Source organism: Aureitalea marina, assembly GCF_002943755.1.
Taxonomy (GTDB): Bacteria; Bacteroidota; Bacteroidia; order Flavobacteriales; family Flavobacteriaceae; genus Aureitalea; species Aureitalea marina.
Map to the genome: position 1 here is coordinate 1507888 of NZ_MQUB01000001.1, position 21700 is coordinate 1529587.

Sequence of the window (21700 nt, forward strand, 5' to 3'; positions counted from 1 at the left end):
TGTGGAACAGCTTCTCCAAAAAATACATCAATACACGCCACTACGCTACCTTTATTGGATCACCAAGATCATGCTTGGTCTGGGATTTGTACTTTCCGGACTTCGGAAATTACCCGGAGTCAAATTTACCCAGCTGCCAACCTCCAACCCGGTGGGCTTGTTCTTTGAAGGCATGTATGTCACAGGGTTCTATTGGAACTTCATCGGATATTACCAAATCCTGGTGGGACTGCTGTTAATGACTCGCTGGTGGCGAGCCTTGACACCACTTTTGATACTACCGGTGTCCGTGAATATATTTTTAGTTTCCGTGTCACTCCACATGCGTGGAACTCCGGTGATCACCGGACTTATGCTGATGGGGAACCTATTTCTAATTTTCTGGCACTGGGAAAGTTATCGGTCAATTTTAAGGCGAAACGGCTAATCTTACAATTGGTCCCCCATTATTGACATTTCAGTCAATCTAATTGTGCCTCAAGGGGGCGAGTGTTCATCTTTGTGGTGTACTAATCAAAAAACACACAGTATCATGAAAACTCTCATTATCCTTATCACATTAACCTTAAGCACAATTTTGGTCCGAGCTCAAAGTCCAGAGGCTGTTGCAGTAGATGGAACGACCATTACGGTAACTGTACCAGTTCAATCCAATGACGGTACCATCTATGTTGGTCTATACGACGAATCAACCTTTATGAAGTCAGAACCAATTAAAGCATTGGACAGTGAGATCGTCGATGGAAAGGCAACTGTTACTTTCACTGATATCGCGGCAGGCGAATACGCCATTACCTTATTCCACGATAAGAATGGAAATAAGCAGATGGATTTTGAACCTAACGGAATGCCCAAAGAAATGTATGGTGTATCTAACAATGTGATGAGCTATGGTCCTCCACAATGGAGTGACGCCAAATTTGAAGTCAATGGTAAGCCTATCTCAATGGAGATCAGAATGTAAGGTTCGTGAGGCGTGAAGCTTGAAGCGAAGTTTAAAACAGATCGCAAAGAACAATTCACCACTAACGAATAACCACTAAAGGTCGGCTGAGGAATGTCGACCTTTTTTCTGTGAAGAGTGAGGCGTGAGACGTGAGACGTGAGGTGTTAGGAGAAATTTAAAGTAATTGAATTACGAATCACCACTAACAAATCACGATTTCTACCTTGGGGCCCCTATTCCCCTACCGGGAGCAATCTATTACTCTCATCATTAGGTTCCTAATCAATTTAGCATAGGTATTGATAATTCATATATATCAATCTAGAATTACATGAAAACTATCGAAATTCAGGATGGAACGATGAATTCTCAGATCAGCGAAACTTTAAACACTATAAACAATTCTGATTATTTTTTATATTTGTATAAGCACTACAAATATGACCATTACTCAACTCAAATATGTCATCGCGGTAGCGGAGCATCAAAATTTCACCAAGGCGGCCGAAAAGACCTTTGTAACTCAGCCAACACTCAGCATGCAGATCCAGAAATTGGAGGAAGAACTGGACATACTCATCTTTGACCGGACCAAAAAACCCATAGAGCTGACCACCGTAGGGCAACAAATAGTGGACCAAGCCCGCAATATTGTGAATGAGGCTGACCGGATGCAGGATATAGTCGATCAGCAGAAAGGTTTCATTGGCGGCACCTTCAAATTGGGCATAATCCCCACTATTATGCCAACCCTCTTGCCGATGTTTTTAAGGACCTTCACCAACAGGTATCCTAAGGTTCAATTGAGAATTGAAGAATTGACCACGGATGAGATCATCCACAAACTCAATGACGGCCATATTGATGCGGCGGTAGCCGCGACACCCTTGGGACAAGATAAGATCAAGGAGAGGCCGCTGTACTACGAGCCCTTTGTGGGTTACATTCCAGAGAATCACCGTTTGTTCAATAAGAAGAAGATTGAACGTACCGATCTGGATCTTGACGATATCTTATTGTTAGAAGATGGACACTGCTTTCGAGACGGAGTGATCAACCTTTGCAAGGCGCACCATCTGGCCACTACCGAGTCCTTTCAATTGGAGAGTGGCAGTTTTGAGACCCTGATCAAACTTTCAGATGAAGGACTGGGAATGACCCTCTTGCCTTATATGCATACCCTGGACCTTCCAGATAAGCAGAAGAAATACCTACACTATTTTGAAGAGCCTTCCCCAGCCAGGGAAGTCAGTCTAATTTACCCCAAGAGTGAGTTAAAAATGCAGATCATAGAGGCGCTTCACGATGTGATATCCGGTGTGATCAGGGGAGCCATAGCTTTTCAGGACGTGCAGATCATTTCACCGACCAAAAAGAAATCTGCATAAAAAAACCTCCGTTTCCGGAGGTCTTTATTTATTCTTTCAAATAGATTAAACACTGATTTAATTGGGGGTTCTGTTGGAGAAGACCGTGAATCCAAATCTTGAGTTCTTCGATTTCGTGAGGAAGTAATCGCTTTAAGGCCTTTTTCAACTCTTTACAGAACAAGTTCACATCAAAGCTAACTTTATTGAGCACCGCTTTGGTGTAATCAAACATTGCTCTCGCCATAGTAAACTAAATTAAGATTAGGTTAAGTAACGTTCTGCAATAGGCAAATTGTTTAAGGTTTACGACCTTGAATATAACGAAAAAAAAGTGAATTTATGGTAAAATGTAGGGCGATTCCGATGTTAATTTTAAGCCAATCTTAATTAACATATGGCATAAATTATTGTCTTACAATTACTTAATTGTTACCACTTCGTTTAAGACTTCGGTTTAATGGTCCAGACGAACTCAAACTCCGAAACCACCTCATTTTCTGAATTACGGCCGGTGGAACGGATTCTACAAAGCTGACCTTCACCTGTTTCCAGAGCTTTATTTAGTCCTTCACGGACCTCTTTGCCAGATTCGCAACTGAAAAGAATCTTACCCCTGGCTTTCTTTACAAATGAACCATGAGACTCTAATAACAGCATAGAAATAGGCCGGTTTTGTTCCTGTATAGCCGACATTAGTAAGGCGCCTGTACTCAATTCGGCCGCCATTCCCTGCACAGCCCAAAACATGGACCGAAAAGGATTCTGATTGATCCAGCGAAATCTTACCTTAGTTATACAAGTTTCACTATTAATGGATGATACTCTAACTCCCGTAAACCAGGCAGCGGGTAATTTGAATAAAAGATACCAGTTGATCTTGGATGGGGACATATGTTGAGATTTAGCCGAGTCGAAGATAAGGATATATGGTGAAGGGTGTGAAGTTAGGCGTGAGTCGTGAGTCGTGAGTCGTGAGTCGTGAGTCGTGAGTCGTGAGTCGTGAGTCGTGAGTCGTGAGTCGTGAGTCGTGAGTCGAAACTTAAGCACATCGAATAACGAGTCACCAATAACGAATCACCATTTTTACCTTGGGGCCCCTATTCCCCTACCAGGGGCAATCTACCAATCTCGGAACTATACTCCTAGCGAACTGACCAGTGGTTATGATCATTCATGTAATAAGGTCAATACATTCATGAAACGATCTTAGCCAATATAAGTCGGGTCCTTACCATCTGCGGTCTGTAGCCGGATCTCACAATCTCTATTGACGAAAAATGAGAAACATATAGCAACACCGGAAATGTTAACACATTGTTAAATTTTAGTACTATGCGTAACATAATACCTTCTTTTAGACATATATTTGCATAAGAAATTATTAGACAATGGAAACTAATCCTTCAGAAAACGAAAAAAACATTGCGGCTTTGACGCATTTGTCCACCTTTTCAAAGTTCTTATTTCCCTTTGGAAATTTTGTGGCTCCCCTCCTACTTTGGACCATTAATAAGGACAAGCCCTTTGTGAACGAACACGGACGCCAAGCAGTCAATTTTCAGTTGAGCATCCTGATATATACCTTACTGATCGGTATTATCTGTCTACCGTTCTTCGTGATCTTTGCCCCGGATTTCGTTTCCCTTGTAGACGCCATCGATGACCATTGGCACAGAGTGACTGTGAATAATATCACCAACCTTTCGGGTTATGCTGTCTTATTCCTGATCGTCGCTTTACTGCTTTTAGGACTATTCGTATTTGAACTTTATGCTGTGATCAATGCAACTGTTCACGCAAATAAAGGGGAACTGTATAAGTACCCACTATCTATACCATTCATCAAAACAACCATCGAAAATCAATCAAGCAATGAGCACATTAGTTAGTATTTTATTGAGTGTGGTACTAAGCGTACTACCTATTGGAACGCTTAAAAAAGATACCGCTCAGCAAACAACAGGAATTGAGGTACTTGGATGTCAGGACGACATTCCAGGGCTTAACCCTCAATACCTGATCACCGAAAACGAACTGTTATCTGTAAATAAGTAACCGTATGAAAATCGAAAACACAAAAGCACAGATGCGTAAAGGGGTACTGGAGTACTGCATCTTGTCCATTCTAAAGGATGGCGAGGCCTATACTTCGGACATATTAGATACCCTTAAAGACGCCAAGATGCTTGTGGTTGAAGGTACGGTCTACCCGCTGCTTACCAGGCTTAAAAATGCGGGCCTACTGACCTACCGCTGGGAAGAGTCTTCCAGCGGCCCCCACGCAAGTATTACGAGCTTACCGAGACCGGTAAGATCTTCCTGAAAGAATTAAACACTACCTGGGATAATTTGCAACAAGCTGTAAATAGCATAACCAGCGAAAAAACAACGAAATGAACAAGACAATCAATATAAATTTAGCCGGCACATTTTTCCATGTGGACGAGAACGCCTATGGAAAATTATCACGCTATCTGGATGCGATCCGAAAGTCGCTGAGCAGCGATGCTCAGACCGGCGATGAGATCATGCGAGATATCGAGGCAAGGATCGCCGAATTGTTTTCGGAGAAACTCGAGTCCAGCACACAGGTAGTGACTGTAAAAGAATTAGACGAGGTGATCGCAGTAATGGGTCAGCCCGAAGACTATATGGTAGACGAGGAGATCTTTGACGATCAGCCACAAAAAACCAAAAGCAGCAGTTCTACCTCTGGCAAGAAATTGTATCGGGATCTGGACGATAAGTTCATCGGAGGAGTCTCCGCGGGACTTGCACACTACTTTGGTGTGGATGCCTTGTGGATTCGACTCACCTGGGTAGCCCTTGTCCTGCTTGGTTTCGGTACGCCCATTCTGATCTATATCCTGTTGTGGATATTGATTCCAGGAGCGGAGACCACAGCCGAGAAACTTCGAATGACCGGAGAACCGGTCAATATCTCCAATATTGAAAAAAAGTTCAAGGAAGGATATGAGAATGTCGCTGATCAAGTAAAGAACGCCGACTATGACAAATACGGGCAAAAAGTTAAGAAAGGAGCCTCTGGTTTCTTCGATACGCTCGGTAATATCCTTCTGGTTATCTTCAAGATATTTGTCAAATTCTTAGGTATCCTATTGATTATCATCTCCTTGTCTACGCTAGTAGGCCTTATAGTTGGGCTGTTCACTGTTGGAACGGTCGACTTCTGGGGAGCAGGTGAATTCACCGATTACATATCCTTGGTGGATACGTCCAATGCGCCAATCTGGCTGGTCTCACTAATGGTCTTATTTGCCGTTGGAATTCCATTCTTTGTGCTGTTCATACTGGGGCTGAAGTTGCTTATCGACAACCTGAAATCCATTGGAACACCTGCCAAAATCTCCTTGTTGGTCGTCTGGATAGCTTCCATCATCGGGTTGGGTATCTTAGGATTACGTCAGGCCAGTGAGACGGCCTTCGAAGGTGATGTGAAGACTTCTCAGACCTTGCCTGTCAAGGCCGGAGATACTCTGAATATGGCCATGAGCTTCAACACTCAATACGAATATAGTTCTAGACGTAGTGGCGGATTGGAGATCATGTACGACGAAGACGATAACAAAGTGATCTATTCCAATGACATCAGACTGATCGTGCGATCGACCAATGACTCAGTTGGAAAGGTGACCGTCGAGCGACGTGCCGAGGGACGTAACTTCCAGGCTGCCCGAGACCGGGCCCGCGCCATTGATCACAACTATTCTTACAGTGATGGACAATTGACTATAGACGGTTATTTCACGACCGACTTTGCCAACAAGTATCGGGATCAGGAAATGGAGATCGTGGTCTACCTTCCAGTAGGCACCATTCTCTATGCCGATCAGAACACTTATACCTTCCACCGTAACGATTCCTACTACAGGGACATCCTTAACAATGGGGACGAAGAGCAGTATTTGCTCATCGAAGATGGCTCGACCAGCTGTCTGGATTGCCCAGAGGGGGAAGACCAGGAATGGAGGAATGTTGACGAAGACGACCGCTATTATGACGATGACGACGGAATCATCTACTTCAAAAATGATGAAGGAGACTGGATCAAGGTCGAAAAAAGACCTGGAAGATTGGAGATTCGAGCCAGTGATGGCGACCAGATCATTGTCGGTAAGGATCGGGAAGAGCGCAGAAGTCGCTCCGAACGTCAGCAAGAATCTGAACGAACCATTAAAGCAGATACTATCGTCCTGGACAGTATAAACAACAATTAATCATACACAAAACCATAACATCATGAAATCAATCAAAATTTTATTCGTCGCTTTACTGGCTGTAACTGCAACCAGTTGTATGGGCGACTGGAGCTTTGGACAAGTAAACGGGAACGGTGACGTGGTCGTTGACGAGCGTAACGTCGGTTCCTTTGACGGAGTAAAAGGTAGTTCCGGACTGGATGTCTACCTGACCGAAGGTGACGAAGAGAAAGTGGTCGTTGAGGCCGACGAGAATCTGCAGGAGATCATCACTACAGAGGTAGTTGGTGGTGTACTGAAGATAGGCGCCGATAAGAATATTGGACGTGCCAAGTCGAAAAAGGTTCATGTTACCTACCGCAAGTTGACCAGTATTGGCGCTTCTAGTGGTTCTGACGTGATCGGAAACTCCTTGATCGAAGCCGAAAGCATTAGCCTGGACAGTAGCAGTGGTGCCGACCTCGAGGTGGAGGTTGCTGCCCGTGAAGTGTACCTGGAATGCAGCAGCGGTGCTGATATCAAAGTATCCGGACGTACAGATAACTTGGTGGCCAGTGCCAGCAGTGGTAGTGATATCAAGGCCCGCGAATTGGAAGCCAAAACCTGTTCGGCCAATGCCAGCAGTGGTGCCGATATCACCGTTAATGTGAGCGAACGCCTCAACGGAAAAGCCTCCAGCGGAGGAGATATCAAATACTACGGAGATCCGGAAGCAGTTTCTGCTAAGGATGGTTATTCTGGTAGTGTTAGAAAGATGTAAATCGATTTATTGCGATCGACCAACCAACCATGAGAGGATGATCCGGGGTACGGTCTGTTAGACAGTCCCCGGATCTTTTGTTAATATCATCACTATGAGATCAATCCAACTCTTTTTCGCATCGGCTTTGAGTCTACTGCTAACTACGACTGCACATGCTCAAGTTGATCAGAAATCTGAACTATTTTTGACGCTAAAAGCAAATGACAGCCTGCTGTTCGATATCGGATTCAACACCTGCGATATGGACCAATCTGCAGCCCTGCTCACCGAAGACCTTGAATTCTATCACGATCAAGGCGGCATAACCAATTCCAAAGAAGAGTTTGTACAGGTTATGAAATCTGGCATCTGTAGCGGAGGGGAATACACCTCTTGCAGGGAATTGGTCGAAGGAAGTCTGGAGGTCTTTCCACTCTACCAGAACGGCCAACTCGATGGCGCCATCCAAAATGGGGTTCACAAGTTTTATCAGCGCAAAGGCGATGGACCAGAACGAGCCGGAAGTACGGCACGCTTTACCCATCTGTGGTTGATCACCGACGAGGGATGGAAAATAAAACGGGTGCTCAGTTTTGATCACCGACCACCCGATTCTGAATAAGTTAAATCTAGTTAGGCTTAAGCTTCTACCGTTTCCTTGCTTTCAACTGATGCCAGGTAACGTTCGGCATCCAAGGCTGCCATACAACCCGTACCAGCAGCAGTTACAGCCTGACGGTATTCCTTATCTTGAACATCCCCACTGGCGAATACACCGGGGACATTGGTTTTTGTCGATTTACCTTCGGTGACGATATAGCCAGTATCATCCATATCGATCTGACCTTTGAAGATATCTGTATTGGGCTTGTGTCCAATGGCGACAAAGAAGCCGGTGATTGGAATTTCCTCCTTCTCTCCTGTTTGGTTATTCACCATTCTCAAACCCTCTACCACCATATCACCTAAGATCTCATCGACCTCGGTGTTATATCTCAGGTCAATGTTCTCCATGGAGTGTACCCGGTGTTGCATGGCCTTTGAAGCTCGCATGTGATCCTTTCTAACCAGCATGGTTACCTTTTTACAGATATTGGCCAAATAGGTCGCCTCTTCCGCGGCAGTATCTCCACCACCCACTATAGCAACTTCCTGTCCTTTGTAAAAGAACCCGTCACAGACGGCACAGGCAGAAACCCCTCCCCCTCTCAAGCGTTGTTCGCTAGGCAGTCCTAAGTACTTCGCGGTTGCCCCGGTGGATATGATAATGGTTTCAGCCTCTATTTCTTTGGTATTATCCACAGTTACTTTGTGAATACCACCATATTCCGTCGCTAGCTCGACCGATGTGACCATTCCGATCCTCACCTCAGTTCCAAAACGCTCAGCCTGCTGCTGCAGCTGAACCATCATGGAAGGTCCATCAACTCCTTCAGGATAGCCCGGGAAGTTATCCACCTCTGTGGTAGTGGTCAATTGTCCACCAGGCTCCATTCCGGTATAAACAACAGGTTTAAGATCGGCTCTGGCCGCATAAATGGCCGCCGTATACCCAGCTGGTCCCGATCCGATAATTAGGCACTTTATTCGTTCTATAGCTTCTGACATAGTTTCGGTTATTTCTGGTATAAAAGTAGGTTGTTCTGGCTTTTCCTTACATTAAAAGTTATCAAGAGTTATTATCATATTATTAAGCCCCATTATCCTATTTTGGGCAGGAATCTTCCCGTATTTCTCTTGTACTCTTCGTAGTCCGGAAACCGATCAGTCAAATAGTTCTCTTCTCGTTCGGTTTTCAGATAAAAAAGCAGCCAGATCAAGAGCGTAAAAAAGAGCTTCCATCCAGAAGCCAGGTAGATACTGCCTCCAGCCATTCCAAATAGAATTCCCGCATAGAGGGGATGACGAATAAAACGATAGACTCCATGAGTCACTAATTCTCCATTTGTTTTTGGACGGGGTAAGGGAGTTAGGTTATCCCCTAAAGTGAAGAGACCGGCCAAAAGGATCAGTATGCCCAGAACCAGATCGATAAGTGCCAAATACCTCAGCCATAACGGTAGGTCCCAGCTGTACCAACCAGGGTCGAGGGCATAGCATAAAATAATTCCAATCTGGGCGATCACCAGGAACAGATCCAGTTTCATTGAGCCGCTTTTGGTCAAATTTACAGAATAGTCGTTCCGGCGCAACTGGATATGAATCCATTTTTTCAGATATTGCAGGTAGAAACTTTCTTTATGCGCATCAAACTACTTATTGTCCTCGGGGCATTCCTCCTTATCTCACCATCAGTCAACTCGCAAGTCTTACTCTCTCTGATCTTCGGAGAAAAACTCAATTCCGATGGGATAGAATTTGGTTTGGAGGGAGGCTATAACTTCTCCGATCTGGGGACTTTGGATGCCGATGGCACCCTTTCGGCCTTCAATCTTGGTTTCTATTTTGACATTCGATTGAAAGATCAGTGGAGATTATATACGGGAACCCTAGTCAAAATGAGGATGGGAGATTCCGACCTCAGCGATGCAGACCTGGCCTTTCTGGGCGTTGAAAAGGAAGATGAGGAAGGAACGTACCAACAACAGGTAGGTTATTTCCTCGTTCCTGCGCTACTCAATTACCGTTTCGACAACCGACTTTATGTAGAGATTGGTCCGCAGTTTGGATTACGTCACCAGGCTAAAGTGGTTTTCGAGGCCGAGGATGGAGACCGCTCTACGCGCGTAGAGATCAAGAACAAGGATGCGACCAATCCCATTGAAGTCGGAGCCTCGGCCGGATTTGGCTATCGGTTCCGAGAGAAGAACAGCATGAGTATTGGGGTCCGTTACTTTTACGGATTTACCAATGTCTACAAAGGTGTTAATGGCAGCAATAACCGCTCTTTATTCATAAAACTCAACGTGCCCATAGGCGCCGGAAAGAAAAAAGAAAAAGAAGAGGAAAAATCCGCAACTGATGGAAGCTGATACACCACGGAAAAATTCAGCGGGTCCTATCGTATTTTGGACCTGTGTACTTTCTTTTGCCTACGCAATCCTGCGTTACCATGTGTTAGGTCCAGTACCTTGGGACGATTTTCCCATGTTCATTTTCAATAAAGGCACTTCGCTGGCAGCATTTATTTTACTGACCTTCAACTTCAGCTTTGGCCCCATGAATAATGTTGGGGTAACGATTCCATCCAGTTGGTTAAATGCGCGGAAAGCATTGGGCATGACGGGATTTCTGCTGGTACTGATCCATGCTTTTATCAGTTTTCTTTTGTTTAGACCGGCTATTTACGCCCAATTCTTTGAAAGTGATGGAAGCCTCACGGCTATCGCGGGTATCAGCATGCTGGCCGGTATATTTGGATTGGTGGTCTTATGGGCCTATAATCTTAGTTTTCAGACGCACATGCGAGAGGATAAGAAGTTCATCAGCTTTATTACATCCAGGAAATTTCTGCTCTTTGCGCTGACCCTGGGCATCATCCATATCTTCTTTATGGGATACAATGGTTGGCTAAACCCCGACGGCTGGCATGGTGGCCTGCCTCCCATCAGTCTGGTTGCCTTCACATTCTGCCTAATTGGATACATATTCAATTTGATTGGGCGGAAATAACTGGTTTATGTCCAATGACCTGAGGCTATCCAAAGTTCACTATCTTTAAGCAACAGCATGAACTCGTGATCTACGACCTTACTACCATTGGCGGGGTAATCGCACTGATCTTTCACTTATGTGTTGTCATCTGGTCCTTGTACACGTTGATCAAAGATGGCAGCCGTCCAGAGCGCGTTTGGGCCTGGATAGTTGTTATCCTGCTGATCCCTATTTTCGGAGTTATTTTCTATTGGTTCTTTGGGATGAACTTGAGAAAGAAAAAGATCTTCGATCTCAAACAATCCATAGATGAAAAGGCCCTGGAGGAATTTGTCCTGACTTATTCGGCCAAGGCCGAACAAATGATCGCGCATCGGGAAGATCAAACTCAGACCTATATTCACTTGATCCGCTTATTGACCAAGACGAGTCTATCGCTGATCTCCTTCAACAACAAAGTGAATCTGCTTCACGATGGACCGGACACCTTTAAGTCTATTTTTGAAGCTTGTGAACGAGCGGAAAAGTATATCCACCTACAATACTATATATTTATTGACGGTGACCTGATCGATCGATTCTTGGAATTATTCGAGAGAAAGATCAAAGCCGGGGTTCAAGTGAGGTTGATCTATGATGGATTAGGTAGTTGGGATCTTTCCCGCAAGAACATCAGACGATTCAAAGAGGTTGGAGTTAAGGTGGAGCCCTTTATGCCGGTCAAGTTTGGACAGTTGGCCCGGGTGAACTACCGCAATCACAGAAAGATACTCATCGTCGATGGGAAGGTTGGGTTCACCGGTGGGATCAATGTAGACGATAAATACATTTACGACGACCCACTTCTGGGACATTGGACCGATACACATCTAAGGATAGAAGGAATGGCCGTCAATTTCCTTCACTTTGTCTTTTTGACGGATTGGCTCTTTGTTTCCGGAGAAAATCTGATCCAGGATGGAATCCTGGTGGATCCTCCACATATTGGGAATACTCCCTTACAGATCATTGCCAGCGGGCCAGATACTGACTATCCCGGTATTTTACAACAGTATTTATATGTGCTCTACCAGGCCAAGAAGTATGTCTACATCGTGAACCCCTATATCGTTCCGGACGCAACACTATCCATGGCATTGAAGACCGTTGCGCTTAGTGGTGTAGAGGTTCGGATCATTGTACCAGCAAATTCTGAATCGGCGGCCATTCACTGGACAGTTCAGTCCTATTTTGGTCGTTTCTTAAAAGCAGGCGTTAAGATCTATCTGTTCCAGGAAGGCTTTATTCATTCCAAGGTCATCTTGAGTGACGATGTGGTCTGTTCGGTGGGTACGGCCAATATGGACATCCGCAGTTTTGAGCAGAATTTTGAGGTGAACGCCATGATGTACGATAAGGAGGTTACTATGGAGATGAAGAAGCAATTCAACTATTTCCTTTCCAAGAGCAAACTTTTGACGCTCGAAGAACATGACAAGCGACCTGCATCAGACCGTGTCAAGGAGCGCTTGGCCCGCTTGAGCAGTCCATTGATGTGATGAATTGAAAATACCAGGGATTTAAACTTTCTTCTGCACAATGGTTCGGTAAGGATAGGGAATCTCAATACCTTCACGATCAAATCGTTTTTTGATCGACTCCAATAACTCACAGTATAAAATAAAGGCATCAGAAGGGTCTTTTCCCCAGACCCATGCTCTGAGCGTGACAGAAAAATCTCCTAATTGTACCACTCTGACCGGAACTTCAAGTTCGCCGGCTTCAATCTGTTCGTCGGTTCTGGCATCAATTCGTAAAGGATGATTTAATGATTCTTCCATCATTATATGCTTGGCAAGGTCAATATCACTATCATAGCTTATCCCTATTTCTATCCAACGCGTTGTGCGGCTATCATTTAAATTGGAATTGACAATAAATTCAGAACTGATCACAGAATTAGGAACTACGATACGCTGATTACTGAAATTTTTCAATATTGTATGCCGAAGAGTAATGTCTTCGACAACCCCAACAAATTCTTTAACCTGTATCCTTGAATTTATTCTAAAGGGTTTAAATATTATAATGAAAACTCCACTCACGATGTTTGAGAATGCATTTTGGGCTGCAAAACCTATTACTACTGCCATTATTCCGGCTCCCGCTAACATGGATTGGGCAAGTGTTCGCAGACTGGGGATCATGTAGATCGCAATTCCAAAACCAATTAAATAAATCATTGCCAAACCTATATGTCCAATGAATTTGTATTTGGTAGGATCTTCGGATATCCTTGTATTGGAATTCTCTATTAAGCGATTATATCCACGCTTGAAAAGGACTCCGACAATAAAGGTGATGACCAAAACGATCCCTGATGAGATCAAATATCCGCCTTCAGAAGAAAGTAGTTCCATATGTTAATCTAGCTAATCGATGATTCTTTATTTTACCCTGATCCCCTCAAATTGAAAGCTGATACCTTGTCCATAGGTCGAGATCATCACAGCATCAAATCGCGGTTCAATTCCCAAGGGTTGAGTGGACCAGTCAAAGATGAAGTTAGCTCCGGTACCTCCGGAATTGTCCTCATGTACAATGATCAGTTGTAGCGTTTCAAGCGGCTGCATCAAGATGGGCGCATCTATATAGGCCTTCACCAATTTTCCCGCTGTATCGTATAACTGAATACTGTTTAACTGTATCTCCCGTTCCGGGTCCAAATTCCTTAAACTCACCGTGGTCGTCAGGTTGATCAGGCCCGTATTGGACTGATCGTAGATACTGGGGTTTACCGCCAAGTAGGTCTTACCATTATTCAGCAGACCGGATTTCAAACTAGCCGTAGGACGCTGCATCCATTCCATATCCGGTTTGACCGACCGATCCGCACGCAACTCACAGGAGGTCGTCAATACCAAGAAACTAATCCCCGCTAAAATGATGTACTTTAATTTCATATGTCCTGTTTTTGTATTTAACGAATCTTATTCAGCGAGACCGGCAACTATATCATCGATCTGTTGCTCGCCATATCGCTTACCCAATTCGTATAACTCATCCATACTGCTCATCGAGAATGTACCGTAATCTATTAATTCTTCAGGATTCACCAGCCAGTCACAATCCTTGAATTTCTCCATGGAATCTGCCCGGTTTGAAATACGATAAATCCGATCCAACACCGTAAAGGTATTTTTAAAATCATCCTTGCCCATAGCCCTGAGCGGACTCACATAAAGCCCTAAGGTTTTATCTACATGGGGTTCCACCTGTTCCACCGGAAAATTATTGATGATTCCTCCATCGGCAAATAGTACGCCATCGATCTCTACCGGGCTGAAAACGCCCGGAAAGGCGCAGGATGCCAGTAAGGGTTTGACCATAGGGCCGCTATCAAATATCTGCGCACGACCTTCGATCAGGTTGGTAGTAACCACAGATACTTTTATGGGGAGGGTCTCAAAATTCTTACCGGAAAAATGAGGCTCAAAATCCTTGGCAACAGATTCCATATCCAACATACCGGCCTTGGTCCAGGTAATAGAAGAGAGTGAATATATCTTGATTCCTTTAAAGATCTCCAATACTTCCTTGGCTGGATAACCAAGTGCATAAAAAGCGGAGGCCATTGCTCCTGCACTGGTCCCTGATACATGAGTAGCTTGAATTCCATGTCGCTGCAACACCTCAACAAAGCCCATGGAAAATGTAACCTTCACCCCTCCACCGGCAAATGCAATACCGAGTGTTTTGTTCATGAAATAAAGTTAAGGGTATTTATTCAGGTATACATGCATGAAAGCAAACCTGTTTGAGGCTGACTTTAATCATTGAATTTATTTGGATTGATTAAGACATTTGGGGTATGAATAAAGAACAGATGGATCAAAGGTTGATCCCGTGGACCTGCCCATCTTGAGAGAATTCGAACTTGGCAGCGTTAAAGGAAGGTGGACCAAAAGTCCCTTTTTTTCCATGAGAAAAACCATAGGGTTCATTAGGAATACCTAGGCCATTGGTATCTAGTTCCCCATTGTCATTAATATCGTGAAAAGCACCTATGGCATATTCTCCAAAAGGAATCTTTACCGTAATGGTCAGACTTCCTGTTTTGGTCACAACGCCTTCAGCTGCAATAGCATACTCAGAATCCAGGTAATGTTCTTTATCCGAATAGATGGCCAAAAGGATCTTCCCTTTGGCTTTATTTATATTCCTGATCTCAATGTTCAATTTATGATCCGTTGTTTCAGTCACTGGCATGGCTGCCATCATCAAACCCATTAGAAGAAGTAACCCGATCTTTTTCATTCTTTTTTAATTTATCTCAAGTTACGAAGGTTTGAGCTATGATTCCATTGGCCCGGATATTTAGGGAACAGTTGGTCATTCAATAAAAAACCATGTCTTTACCTTGGGGGCCCCTAGCCCCCTGCCGGGATCAAACTAAGTGATTTTTACCAACCATCACAATATTCTAGAAGTCCTTCCTGATAACTCTTGAAACAGCCAACGGGATTCAAGTATTCAGAGGCCCCCAGAATCTATTCTGGGTGGGTGACAACAACAGTGTTCAGCATCCTATGGCCTCAATCATCATCTTTCATTATGTTAAGAAAATCGTAAAATTGATGTTCCTTTCGCATTTTAAAGAGGAGCTATTGGATAATGTTATACTTTTAACCGATGCACAATAAGTACCGCAAAAGAATTGGTCTTATTTCCCTCCTCCTGTTTTTATTTCTGCGGGTTGGAAACGTGCATGCGTTCTCGCATTGGTCGGACGACCAAAACAGTCCACATTGTGAACTGTGTGATATGTTATCCTTTGCGGAGGAATTAACCCCTGCGCTTGGAAGCGAGGAAACGACCATTTCGGATCAGCCCGCTCTCTTAACTGTAGATAAGGATCCCATTACTGGCTACACCGAACCCTTATTCTGTTTTGTATCTCCGAAATACATTTTGAACAAACCGCCTCCTGCCCTCTAATCGGGCGCATTTACTGCGATCATTCAATCGCAAACCACCATGTATATTTTGTTATCCAGTACTGATCAATGTTGATCGGACGCCATACTGAAGGCTATTAAACGATTATTGAATATCAGATCGTGATCTACGGGTATATAAGCCAAAATCCACTATAACTGATTTCATGGGCAACTTGTCTGTTGCTTGAGGAAGAATCACACAATCCATCGATATGATCGAAACCAGCAAATTAACCAAGAAATATGGGGATCTAACGGCACTTGACCAATTGGATCTCCAAGTACAAGGCGGAGAGATCTACTGCCTGCTAGGAGCTAATGGAGCAGGGAAAACGACTACCATCAATCGTTTACTCGGCTTTATCTCTCCAACTTCTGGCAGCGCTTTCATCAACCAACTTAATATACAGACAAACGGGAAAGCCACTAAGAGATTCCTGGCTTATATCTTTCTCGTTTTTAACGACACCAATATCGACGCATTTGACCCTGTGTAACAGACCACACAATTCATCAGTAAGATTATATTCTTAACGCAATTTTGACTATGAATATCCAACAACTGGACACAAAATCGGATTTAGTAGGGGCATTTGCCAGTGGACTCTGCATGCTGCATTGTTTGGCGACTCCATTCCTATTTACCCTGCCTACGGCGGGACATGGAGAACATGCCCATCCGGATAATTTTTGGTGGGGAATACTGGATATCTTATTCCTGGTAATCTCAGCTTTTGCCGTTTATCATTCTGCCAAAAATACGTCTAAGTCCTGGGTAAAATATGCTATGACGATCTGCTGGCTAGGATTGGCAGCGATTATTTTAAACGAGAAACTATCGGTGGTTCACATAGCTGAATTTGCCATTTATATACCCGCACTGGCGTTAGTGACCTTGCATCTCTACAACCAAAAATATTGCCAGTGCCAAGAAGAAAACTGTTGCGTTTGAGAGTAGCGCAACACACCTGCGAGCGTTAAGGTTAAGGCTTCTTTTCATGTCCTCGGTGTCATTGACACCGGGGGCACGCAGGTGGTTTAAATTGCGCATTTCTTCAAAGTTATTGAATAAAACCATTGAATGGACAGTCGAAAATCAGATCGGCTCTTGGTATAATCTGGTCCCAGAAGGGACGATTCTGACCTTGGGGGCCCCTAGCCCCCTGCCGGGACCAAACTAGGGATCTCTTCGAAAGCATCCCAGTGACAACCAGGCCTTGTATTTTGATTCATGAATTTGATTCAAGGGATTCACGAATACATGTGTTACTTGACGGAAGTCTAAGTTGTAATCCTCGAATAACGAATAACGACTCACGGATTTGTAGAATCCCAACACATCCCTCAGTCCAAATGAAAAAAGGCAATTTATGCAATCATACATTGCAGCTTTTTCAGTTTCCGAACCCACCTCAAGCGAGCTTGGGTGGGTTCTTGAAACTGAAAAAGGCAACGATCTTCATCGTTGCCTTTTTTCGCTTCGTCGGGATGACAGGATTTGAACCTGCGACCCCTTGCACCCCATGCAAGTACGCTACCGGACTGCGCCACATCCCGAAACGGTTCGCAAAAATAAGGAAAATAGGAGTACTGACAAACGCCCTAAAAGCTTTTACAATGACTTAGTGAGGCACATATATAGCGGCATTCCCGGTATATTATTGAAGGGGAATTACTGAGTACAATCAAAATCTCGGTGGTTTCCATCGGCAAATACTTGATAACATATTTCCTGTCTGGGATTACCTGGTGGCATATTGGTGTCGACCTGGTGATAGACCGTCAAAAGATAACATCCAAAAAGATTTTTTCAGACTACCCTTTACTCTTTCGAGAGCAAGTTTCGGCCACCAGAAATGCGATGAAGACCTTTATCCGGAAGCAAAACCTGCCCAGCTACAAACAGATGACCTTAACCAGTAATGAGGCCTTAAAACAGGCGGTAATAGCCGGCCTGGGATACTCCATCATGCCATCGGACTTAAGAACGCCTTACAACAAGAGGATATCCGGATCATTCCGTTTAAAGGCCTGCCCAGAACCACCCACTGCAACCTTATCTGGCTTAAGTCCAAGAACCTCTCTCCTACGGCCCTCGCCTTCTTGGAGTACTTGGAAGAGAACAAGGCCAACATCATCGATGAATCATTTGATTGGTTTGAAGCCTATTAGCGTACTTCTGGATGTAAAATGATATCTTTAATCATAATCGCTCGCTATGCAACTGACCAAACGACAGAAAAAAATCAAAAGTAAGAGAGTCATATTCCGGACCCGTGCTTCGGCGTTTGCAATTTTGCCCGAGCCATAACGCTTTTTTCGGTTAAATGTCCCGATGGGCAACTGGGCAGAACAAAGTATGATCTCCAATTAACGACAACTAATCTTTGTTTTACGGTCACTCGTCTACGTTTAATCACCTATCGCCGACAATTGACATAGGTCCATTAACCAGTAACTTACTTTTAAATTTTTCAAATAAAAAAATAGCCGGAATCTAAACCGCACAACAACGACATACATTTAATCATATTTACCTGTGATGCAACTGACCAAACGAAAGAAAAAAATCCTAAAAATTGCCATGTTCGCCGGGATTGGGGTTGTAGTGATCTCCATTGTTATCAACCTGGTTGCCCAAAGCAGTATCAAGAAATTCCTGAATGAAGAATTAGTCAAGTTGAACTCCAATGCCGACTACACCATGTCGGTATCGGATGTAAGCGTTGGGGTATTGCAGGGGAATATAACCCTCAGAGAGCTGGCAATTCGGCCAACAGATTCCCTCAGGCAGGCCATGCAGGATAATGATAACAACCTGAGATCCGTCCGTGAAGCCACGTTTTCCTCATTAAAGCTCCGTGGTTTCAGTATACTGGGGTATCTACTAAATAAAGAGGTGAATCTGAGTGGTATCCGCTTGGACCGACTTAAATATCGTGTAGAAGAAAACTCCAATATTCGCCTGAACAAGGCGAAAAAGAAGAAAGGCAAGTTCGCACTGGACTCATTGCAGATACCGGGAATTGTTGGGATTGATCCCGGAAAGATCGAGATCGATAATTATACCATCGAGGTAATCGAATCGGGTTCTGGTGATACCTTGACCAACTATGTGGCCAAATCACTCATGATGTCCGATGTCAAACTAACTTCCTTGGGCGAGGGATCAGACTATTTGCAGTTCGATACTTCCGATCTGCGCATGGAACTAGACGACCAGGAGTATACTTTTTCAAATGGGCTATACAGCATTGCTTTTGACGAATTGGTCTTCTCCAGAAAAGAGGAATTACTGACCATTTCCAATTTTAAATATGGACCCGTGGCCTCGGCCCGGGAAACCGCCAATAAATATACTTTCACCAATGATATCTATGACGCGAAGATCGAGACCTTGAGCGTGAGCGGGTTTGATCTGAGAAAATTGATCGTTTCTGGTGTAATGACCGCCAATTATGTCGAATTAGACAGCCTGAACCTGACCATCTTCAAAGACAAACGCCTGCCCTGGAATTACGATAAGCGGCCTCAGCTACCCAACCAAAGTTTACAGACCTTAAAACTACCCTTGAAAATAGATAGTGTTAGAGCTAAACGAGCCTACTTGGATTATACCGAGCAATTGGCCGAGGACGATAAGATGATCCACATCTTTATAGATGATCTTCAACTTGGGGTAGATCATATTACATCCATCAAATCGGAGTTCGACAATTCGGAACCCCTCGGTATGCATCTTACCGGGGACCTGCTAAACACCATGCCTTTTGAGGTCAACCTGGAAATGCCTTATACCTCTACTACCTTTAGATATTGGGGTAAAACGGGCGCCATGACCACTTTCGAGTCCATCAACCCCATTATTTATCCGGCCATCAATATGAAGTTTGAAGGAGGTGAATTAAACGGTATTGACTTTGCTGCTGTTGCTACACCTACCCTGATGGAAGGAGAAATGACCATGTCCTACAAAGACCTGGAAGTACAGGTATTCACCAACGAAAAGAAAAGGGATAAGAACAATACCGTCTCCTGGCTGGCCAACTCCTTTGCTAAGCAATCTAACCCCAAGAAGAACGGCAAACTCAGTGTTGCAAGGATGGACTTTGAACGAGTTATGTACAAGGGAATTGGTAATTACCTCTGGAAGGGATTACAATCCGGGATCATCAATTCTATTATTCCGTTTGGGAAGAGGAAGAAACAATGAGCCTCTTCAAGCAGGTATTTCTGCGTGATTTTCCTAACTTTAGGGAACATCAACCAGCAACCATATGCCTCTAAAGAACTACGCTTTACTCTGGTTTTTTTACTGTCCTTTAATTGTGTCCTTTATGGACAGGATAATTACAACTACGAGAATTTTGGCAATCGATCAATCCTACTGAACGGAAATGGGACTCGATGAATGATCTCGAAAAAAATCATTGTCACATTAATTAACTTCCATCAAATGAAACCTATCAAATTACTTTTCTTAATAAGTTGCTTTTTGCTTCACGGATTTTTCAATGCTCAGGAAAAAGTTGATCGCTACACCCTGATCCAAAATGTGAACATCTTTGACGGTGTAACTTCTCAACTAAATACGAATCAGCAGGTTTTGATCAAGAACAATCTCATCGATCAGATATCTGCTAACATCAGCGCACCCAGGGGTGCAACAGTTATCGATGGACAAGGGATGACGCTGATGCCTGGATTGATCGAAGGGCATGGACATTTGCAAATGAACGGGAGTTCGATCAGTGACATTGAAAATAATCGAAACTGGGAAGAACTGGCCGTACGTTCAGTCGTCAATGCGGAAAATGCCTTGATGTCGGGCTTTACCTCTTGGAGAGATGCCGGGGGAATGGGAGCAGGTCTGAAGAAGACCATTGACGCAGGCCTATTGGCCGGACCAAGGATCTACCCCTCAGGAGGCTTTATTGGTCCTACAGGTTCTCATGCCGATTTCAGGAACTTCAACACACCGAATGAGACCATGAATGGTGTCCTATCCAATGGTGGAAGATTGGGAATGACCCTTACCGCGGATGGCGTTGATGCCATTAAAGCAGCTGCCAGGCAAAACTTTATGCAGGGTGCATCTCAAATTAAGATCATGTCCTCTGGCGGGGTAGTTTCACAATTTGACCCTTGGCAACTGGATGCTTATTCCGAAGAAGAGATCCGCGCGGCCGTTGAGATCGCCGACGCCTATGGTTCTTATGTTTTATCACATGCTTACAGTAAAAAATCCATAATGCGTTGTCTTAAGAATGGCGTGAAGACAATCGAGCACTGCTTTATGTTCGATGGAGACGTTGCCCGTTTAATGGAAGAGAAAGGTGCCTATATGACCACCAATATGCAGGCCTTCTCTCCTGCCCTGAGCCAGGTTTCGGCCATATCGGCCAGTCCTGCCTCAGCCCGTAAGGCCAATTCTGCACAAAAAGCCTTTGAAAATTATTTAGACAATGTACGACAGTACCGCCCTAAGCTTGGATTTCAAGGTGATTGCGTAGGAATGCCGGAAGCCTGCAACAAGCAAAACGACCACCAGATCTATTTAGGGGCAGAATTCTTTGGAAATCACTATTGGTTGAAAGCACTCACCTCAGTGAACGGTGAAATACTGAAACTATCCGGAGAGGTACTGGATCCGTATCCAGAAGGGAAACTCGGTGTGATCGAAGTGGGAGCCTATGCGGACATCCTGATCGTGGATGGAAATCCATTAGAGGACATCACGGTCATCGGTGGGAACGAAAAATGGTTTGACGCTCCGGTCCGTGATGGAATTGAGACCATGAAGGTGATTATGAAAGATGGAGTAATCTACAAGAACACCCTAGATTAAT

24 protein-coding genes, 1 tRNA gene and 1 pseudogene are annotated in these 21700 nt (G+C 44.2%); 17 read left to right on the plus strand and 9 right to left on the minus strand.

Features of this window, described 5'->3' with window-relative positions:
* Nucleotide 1 precedes the first annotated feature (1 nt).
* The 3 genes from BST85_RS06930 (at nucleotide 2) to BST85_RS06940 (ending at nucleotide 2334) form a co-directional block, all read left to right on the plus strand.
* On the plus strand, nucleotides 2-427 hold the full coding sequence (locus BST85_RS06930; protein WP_146090673.1) for a hypothetical protein: 426 nt from the start codon (nucleotides 2-4) through the stop codon (nucleotides 425-427).
* 105 nt (nucleotides 428-532) lie between these two features.
* A complete protein-coding gene (locus tag BST85_RS06935; RefSeq protein WP_104812582.1) occupies nucleotides 533-964 on the plus strand; it encodes a DUF2141 domain-containing protein in 432 nt (143 codons plus the stop codon).
* 422 nt (nucleotides 965-1386) lie between these two features.
* Nucleotides 1387-2334, plus strand: a complete 948-nt coding sequence (locus tag BST85_RS06940; protein WP_104812583.1) for a LysR family transcriptional regulator — start codon at nucleotides 1387-1389, stop codon at nucleotides 2332-2334.
* Nucleotides 2335-2362: 28 nt separating this feature from the next.
* Here the strand turns inward: BST85_RS06940 and BST85_RS14490 are convergent, their stop codons facing one another.
* On the minus strand, nucleotides 2363-2560 hold the full coding sequence (locus BST85_RS14490) for a hypothetical protein (protein ID WP_104812584.1): 198 nt from the start codon (nucleotides 2558-2560) through the stop codon (nucleotides 2363-2365).
* Between the two features lie 197 nt (nucleotides 2561-2757).
* The gene (locus tag BST85_RS06950; protein ID WP_104813936.1) at nucleotides 2758-3207 is read right to left on the minus strand and encodes a DUF4442 domain-containing protein; all 450 of its coding nucleotides are present in this window, start codon (nucleotides 3205-3207) and stop codon (nucleotides 2758-2760) included.
* Nucleotides 3208-3704: 497 nt separating this feature from the next.
* Between BST85_RS06950 and BST85_RS06955 the strand changes: the two genes are divergently transcribed.
* From BST85_RS06955 to BST85_RS06975, 6 genes and pseudogenes are all read left to right on the plus strand, one after another.
* Nucleotides 3705-4205 (plus strand): DUF4870 domain-containing protein, encoded by a 501-nt coding sequence (locus BST85_RS06955; RefSeq protein ID WP_104812585.1) that lies wholly within the window; start codon nucleotides 3705-3707, stop codon nucleotides 4203-4205.
* Complete coding sequence (locus BST85_RS14235; RefSeq protein ID WP_146090674.1) at nucleotides 4189-4371, plus strand: hypothetical protein; 183 nt, start codon at nucleotides 4189-4191, stop codon at nucleotides 4369-4371. Before BST85_RS06955 ends, BST85_RS14235 begins: the two co-directional genes overlap by 17 nt.
* 4 nt (nucleotides 4372-4375) lie before the next feature.
* Nucleotides 4376-4713: pseudogene (locus tag BST85_RS06960) on the plus strand (PadR family transcriptional regulator).
* Nucleotides 4710-6554, plus strand: coding sequence for a PspC domain-containing protein (locus BST85_RS06965; RefSeq protein WP_104812586.1), 1845 nt, complete (start codon nucleotides 4710-4712; stop codon nucleotides 6552-6554). The pseudogene BST85_RS06960 and the gene BST85_RS06965 overlap by 4 nt, the downstream one beginning before the upstream one ends.
* A gap of 22 nt (nucleotides 6555-6576) precedes the next feature.
* Complete coding sequence (locus BST85_RS06970; RefSeq protein WP_245917651.1) at nucleotides 6577-7296, plus strand: head GIN domain-containing protein; 720 nt, start codon at nucleotides 6577-6579, stop codon at nucleotides 7294-7296.
* A gap of 94 nt (nucleotides 7297-7390) precedes the next feature.
* Nucleotides 7391-7900 carry a nuclear transport factor 2 family protein gene (locus BST85_RS06975; protein ID WP_104812588.1) on the plus strand — a complete coding sequence of 170 codons (510 nt, stop codon included), beginning with the start codon at nucleotides 7391-7393 and terminating at the stop codon, nucleotides 7898-7900.
* 17 nt (nucleotides 7901-7917) lie between these two features.
* On the opposite strand, the gene trxB is transcribed toward BST85_RS06975, so the two are convergent.
* Nucleotides 7918-8886: a thioredoxin-disulfide reductase gene (trxB, locus tag BST85_RS06980; RefSeq protein ID WP_104812589.1), complete on the minus strand. Its 969-nt coding sequence runs from the start codon at nucleotides 8884-8886 to the stop codon at nucleotides 7918-7920.
* A 92-nt stretch (nucleotides 8887-8978) separates the two neighbouring features.
* The gene (locus BST85_RS06985; protein WP_104812590.1) at nucleotides 8979-9425 is read right to left on the minus strand and encodes a methyltransferase family protein; all 447 of its coding nucleotides are present in this window, start codon (nucleotides 9423-9425) and stop codon (nucleotides 8979-8981) included.
* Between the two features lie 93 nt (nucleotides 9426-9518).
* On the opposite strand from BST85_RS06985, the gene BST85_RS06990 reads away from it, so the two are divergent.
* The 3 genes from BST85_RS06990 to cls all read left to right on the plus strand — a co-directional run bounded on the left by BST85_RS06990 (nucleotide 9519) and on the right by cls (nucleotide 12410).
* Nucleotides 9519-10250 (plus strand): porin family protein, encoded by a 732-nt coding sequence (locus tag BST85_RS06990; protein ID WP_245917652.1) that lies wholly within the window; start codon nucleotides 9519-9521, stop codon nucleotides 10248-10250.
* Nucleotides 10240-10890, plus strand: coding sequence for a hypothetical protein (locus BST85_RS06995; protein WP_146090675.1), 651 nt, complete (start codon nucleotides 10240-10242; stop codon nucleotides 10888-10890). Before BST85_RS06990 ends, BST85_RS06995 begins: the two co-directional genes overlap by 11 nt.
* A 65-nt stretch (nucleotides 10891-10955) precedes the next feature.
* Nucleotides 10956-12410, plus strand: coding sequence for a cardiolipin synthase (gene cls / locus BST85_RS07000; RefSeq protein ID WP_181039981.1), 1455 nt, complete (start codon nucleotides 10956-10958; stop codon nucleotides 12408-12410).
* A gap of 21 nt (nucleotides 12411-12431) precedes the next feature.
* Here the strand turns inward: cls and BST85_RS07005 are convergent, their stop codons facing one another.
* From BST85_RS07005 to BST85_RS07020, 4 genes are all read right to left on the minus strand, one after another.
* Nucleotides 12432-13271: a mechanosensitive ion channel family protein gene (locus tag BST85_RS07005; RefSeq protein ID WP_104812593.1), complete on the minus strand. Its 840-nt coding sequence runs from the start codon at nucleotides 13269-13271 to the stop codon at nucleotides 12432-12434.
* Nucleotides 13272-13298: 27 nt separating this feature from the next.
* Nucleotides 13299-13814, minus strand: coding sequence for a DUF3124 domain-containing protein (locus BST85_RS07010; RefSeq protein WP_104812594.1), 516 nt, complete (start codon nucleotides 13812-13814; stop codon nucleotides 13299-13301).
* 27 nt (nucleotides 13815-13841) lie between these two features.
* Entirely contained in the window at nucleotides 13842-14615 is a 774-nt protein-coding gene (locus BST85_RS07015; RefSeq protein ID WP_104812595.1) for a patatin-like phospholipase family protein, read from the minus strand.
* A 127-nt stretch (nucleotides 14616-14742) separates the two neighbouring features.
* Nucleotides 14743-15168: a DUF2141 domain-containing protein gene (locus BST85_RS07020; RefSeq protein ID WP_104812596.1), complete on the minus strand. Its 426-nt coding sequence runs from the start codon at nucleotides 15166-15168 to the stop codon at nucleotides 14743-14745.
* A gap of 895 nt (nucleotides 15169-16063) precedes the next feature.
* Between BST85_RS07020 and BST85_RS07030 the strand changes: the two genes are divergently transcribed.
* Nucleotides 16064-16348: an ATP-binding cassette domain-containing protein gene (locus BST85_RS07030; RefSeq protein ID WP_104812598.1), complete on the plus strand. Its 285-nt coding sequence runs from the start codon at nucleotides 16064-16066 to the stop codon at nucleotides 16346-16348.
* Nucleotides 16349-16398: 50 nt separating this feature from the next.
* Nucleotides 16399-16803 (plus strand): MerC domain-containing protein, encoded by a 405-nt coding sequence (locus BST85_RS07035; RefSeq protein WP_104812599.1) that lies wholly within the window; start codon nucleotides 16399-16401, stop codon nucleotides 16801-16803.
* Between the two features lie 531 nt (nucleotides 16804-17334).
* Here BST85_RS07035 and BST85_RS07040 read toward each other — a convergent pair.
* Nucleotides 17335-17408, minus strand: a tRNA-Pro gene (locus tag BST85_RS07040).
* 160 nt (nucleotides 17409-17568) lie between these two features.
* Here BST85_RS07040 and BST85_RS07045 point away from each other — a divergent pair.
* The 3 genes from BST85_RS07045 to BST85_RS07055 all read left to right on the plus strand — a co-directional run bounded on the left by BST85_RS07045 (nucleotide 17569) and on the right by BST85_RS07055 (nucleotide 21699).
* Nucleotides 17569-18045, plus strand: coding sequence for a LysR substrate-binding domain-containing protein (locus BST85_RS07045; RefSeq protein ID WP_181039982.1), 477 nt, complete (start codon nucleotides 17569-17571; stop codon nucleotides 18043-18045).
* A gap of 348 nt (nucleotides 18046-18393) precedes the next feature.
* Entirely contained in the window at nucleotides 18394-20064 is a 1671-nt protein-coding gene (locus BST85_RS07050) for a hypothetical protein (protein WP_104812601.1), read from the plus strand.
* Between the two features lie 243 nt (nucleotides 20065-20307).
* Complete coding sequence (locus BST85_RS07055) at nucleotides 20308-21699, plus strand: metal-dependent hydrolase family protein (RefSeq protein ID WP_104812602.1); 1392 nt, start codon at nucleotides 20308-20310, stop codon at nucleotides 21697-21699.
* The last annotated feature ends 1 nt before the right edge of the window (nucleotide 21700 follow it).

Bases quoted from the DNA above. Each gene is read 5' to 3' on its own strand.
- BST85_RS06985 (WP_104812590.1), bottom strand. From the start codon at position 9,425: ATGAAACTGGATCTGTTCCTGGTGATCGCCCAGATTGGAATTATTTTA.
- BST85_RS14490 (WP_104812584.1), bottom strand. From the start codon at position 2,560: ATGGCGAGAGCAATGTTTGATTACACCAAAGCGGTGCTCAATAAAGTT.
- BST85_RS06940 (WP_104812583.1), top strand. From the start codon at position 1,387: ATGACCATTACTCAACTCAAATATGTCATCGCGGTAGCGGAGCATCAA.
- BST85_RS07055 (WP_104812602.1), top strand. From the start codon at position 20,308: ATGAAACCTATCAAATTACTTTTCTTAATAAGTTGCTTTTTGCTTCAC.
- BST85_RS06950 (WP_104813936.1), bottom strand. From the start codon at position 3,207: ATGTCCCCATCCAAGATCAACTGGTATCTTTTATTCAAATTACCCGCT.
- BST85_RS07035 (WP_104812599.1), top strand. From the start codon at position 16,399: ATGAATATCCAACAACTGGACACAAAATCGGATTTAGTAGGGGCATTT.
- BST85_RS06955 (WP_104812585.1), top strand. From the start codon at position 3,705: ATGGAAACTAATCCTTCAGAAAACGAAAAAAACATTGCGGCTTTGACG.
- trxB (WP_104812589.1), bottom strand. From the start codon at position 8,886: ATGTCAGAAGCTATAGAACGAATAAAGTGCCTAATTATCGGATCGGGA.
- BST85_RS06935 (WP_104812582.1), top strand. From the start codon at position 533: ATGAAAACTCTCATTATCCTTATCACATTAACCTTAAGCACAATTTTG.
- BST85_RS06965 (WP_104812586.1), top strand. From the start codon at position 4,710: ATGAACAAGACAATCAATATAAATTTAGCCGGCACATTTTTCCATGTG.
- BST85_RS07005 (WP_104812593.1), bottom strand. From the start codon at position 13,271: ATGGAACTACTTTCTTCTGAAGGCGGATATTTGATCTCATCAGGGATC.
- BST85_RS06995 (WP_146090675.1), top strand. From the start codon at position 10,240: ATGGAAGCTGATACACCACGGAAAAATTCAGCGGGTCCTATCGTATTT.
- BST85_RS07050 (WP_104812601.1), top strand. From the start codon at position 18,394: ATGCAACTGACCAAACGAAAGAAAAAAATCCTAAAAATTGCCATGTTC.
- BST85_RS07020 (WP_104812596.1), bottom strand. From the start codon at position 15,168: ATGAAAAAGATCGGGTTACTTCTTCTAATGGGTTTGATGATGGCAGCC.
- BST85_RS07015 (WP_104812595.1), bottom strand. From the start codon at position 14,615: ATGAACAAAACACTCGGTATTGCATTTGCCGGTGGAGGGGTGAAGGTT.
- BST85_RS06990 (WP_245917652.1), top strand. From the start codon at position 9,519: ATGCGCATCAAACTACTTATTGTCCTCGGGGCATTCCTCCTTATCTCA.
- BST85_RS06970 (WP_245917651.1), top strand. From the start codon at position 6,577: ATGAAATCAATCAAAATTTTATTCGTCGCTTTACTGGCTGTAACTGCA.
- BST85_RS14235 (WP_146090674.1), top strand. From the start codon at position 4,189: ATGAGCACATTAGTTAGTATTTTATTGAGTGTGGTACTAAGCGTACTA.
- BST85_RS06975 (WP_104812588.1), top strand. From the start codon at position 7,391: ATGAGATCAATCCAACTCTTTTTCGCATCGGCTTTGAGTCTACTGCTA.
- BST85_RS07010 (WP_104812594.1), bottom strand. From the start codon at position 13,814: ATGAAATTAAAGTACATCATTTTAGCGGGGATTAGTTTCTTGGTATTG.
- BST85_RS07030 (WP_104812598.1), top strand. From the start codon at position 16,064: ATGATCGAAACCAGCAAATTAACCAAGAAATATGGGGATCTAACGGCA.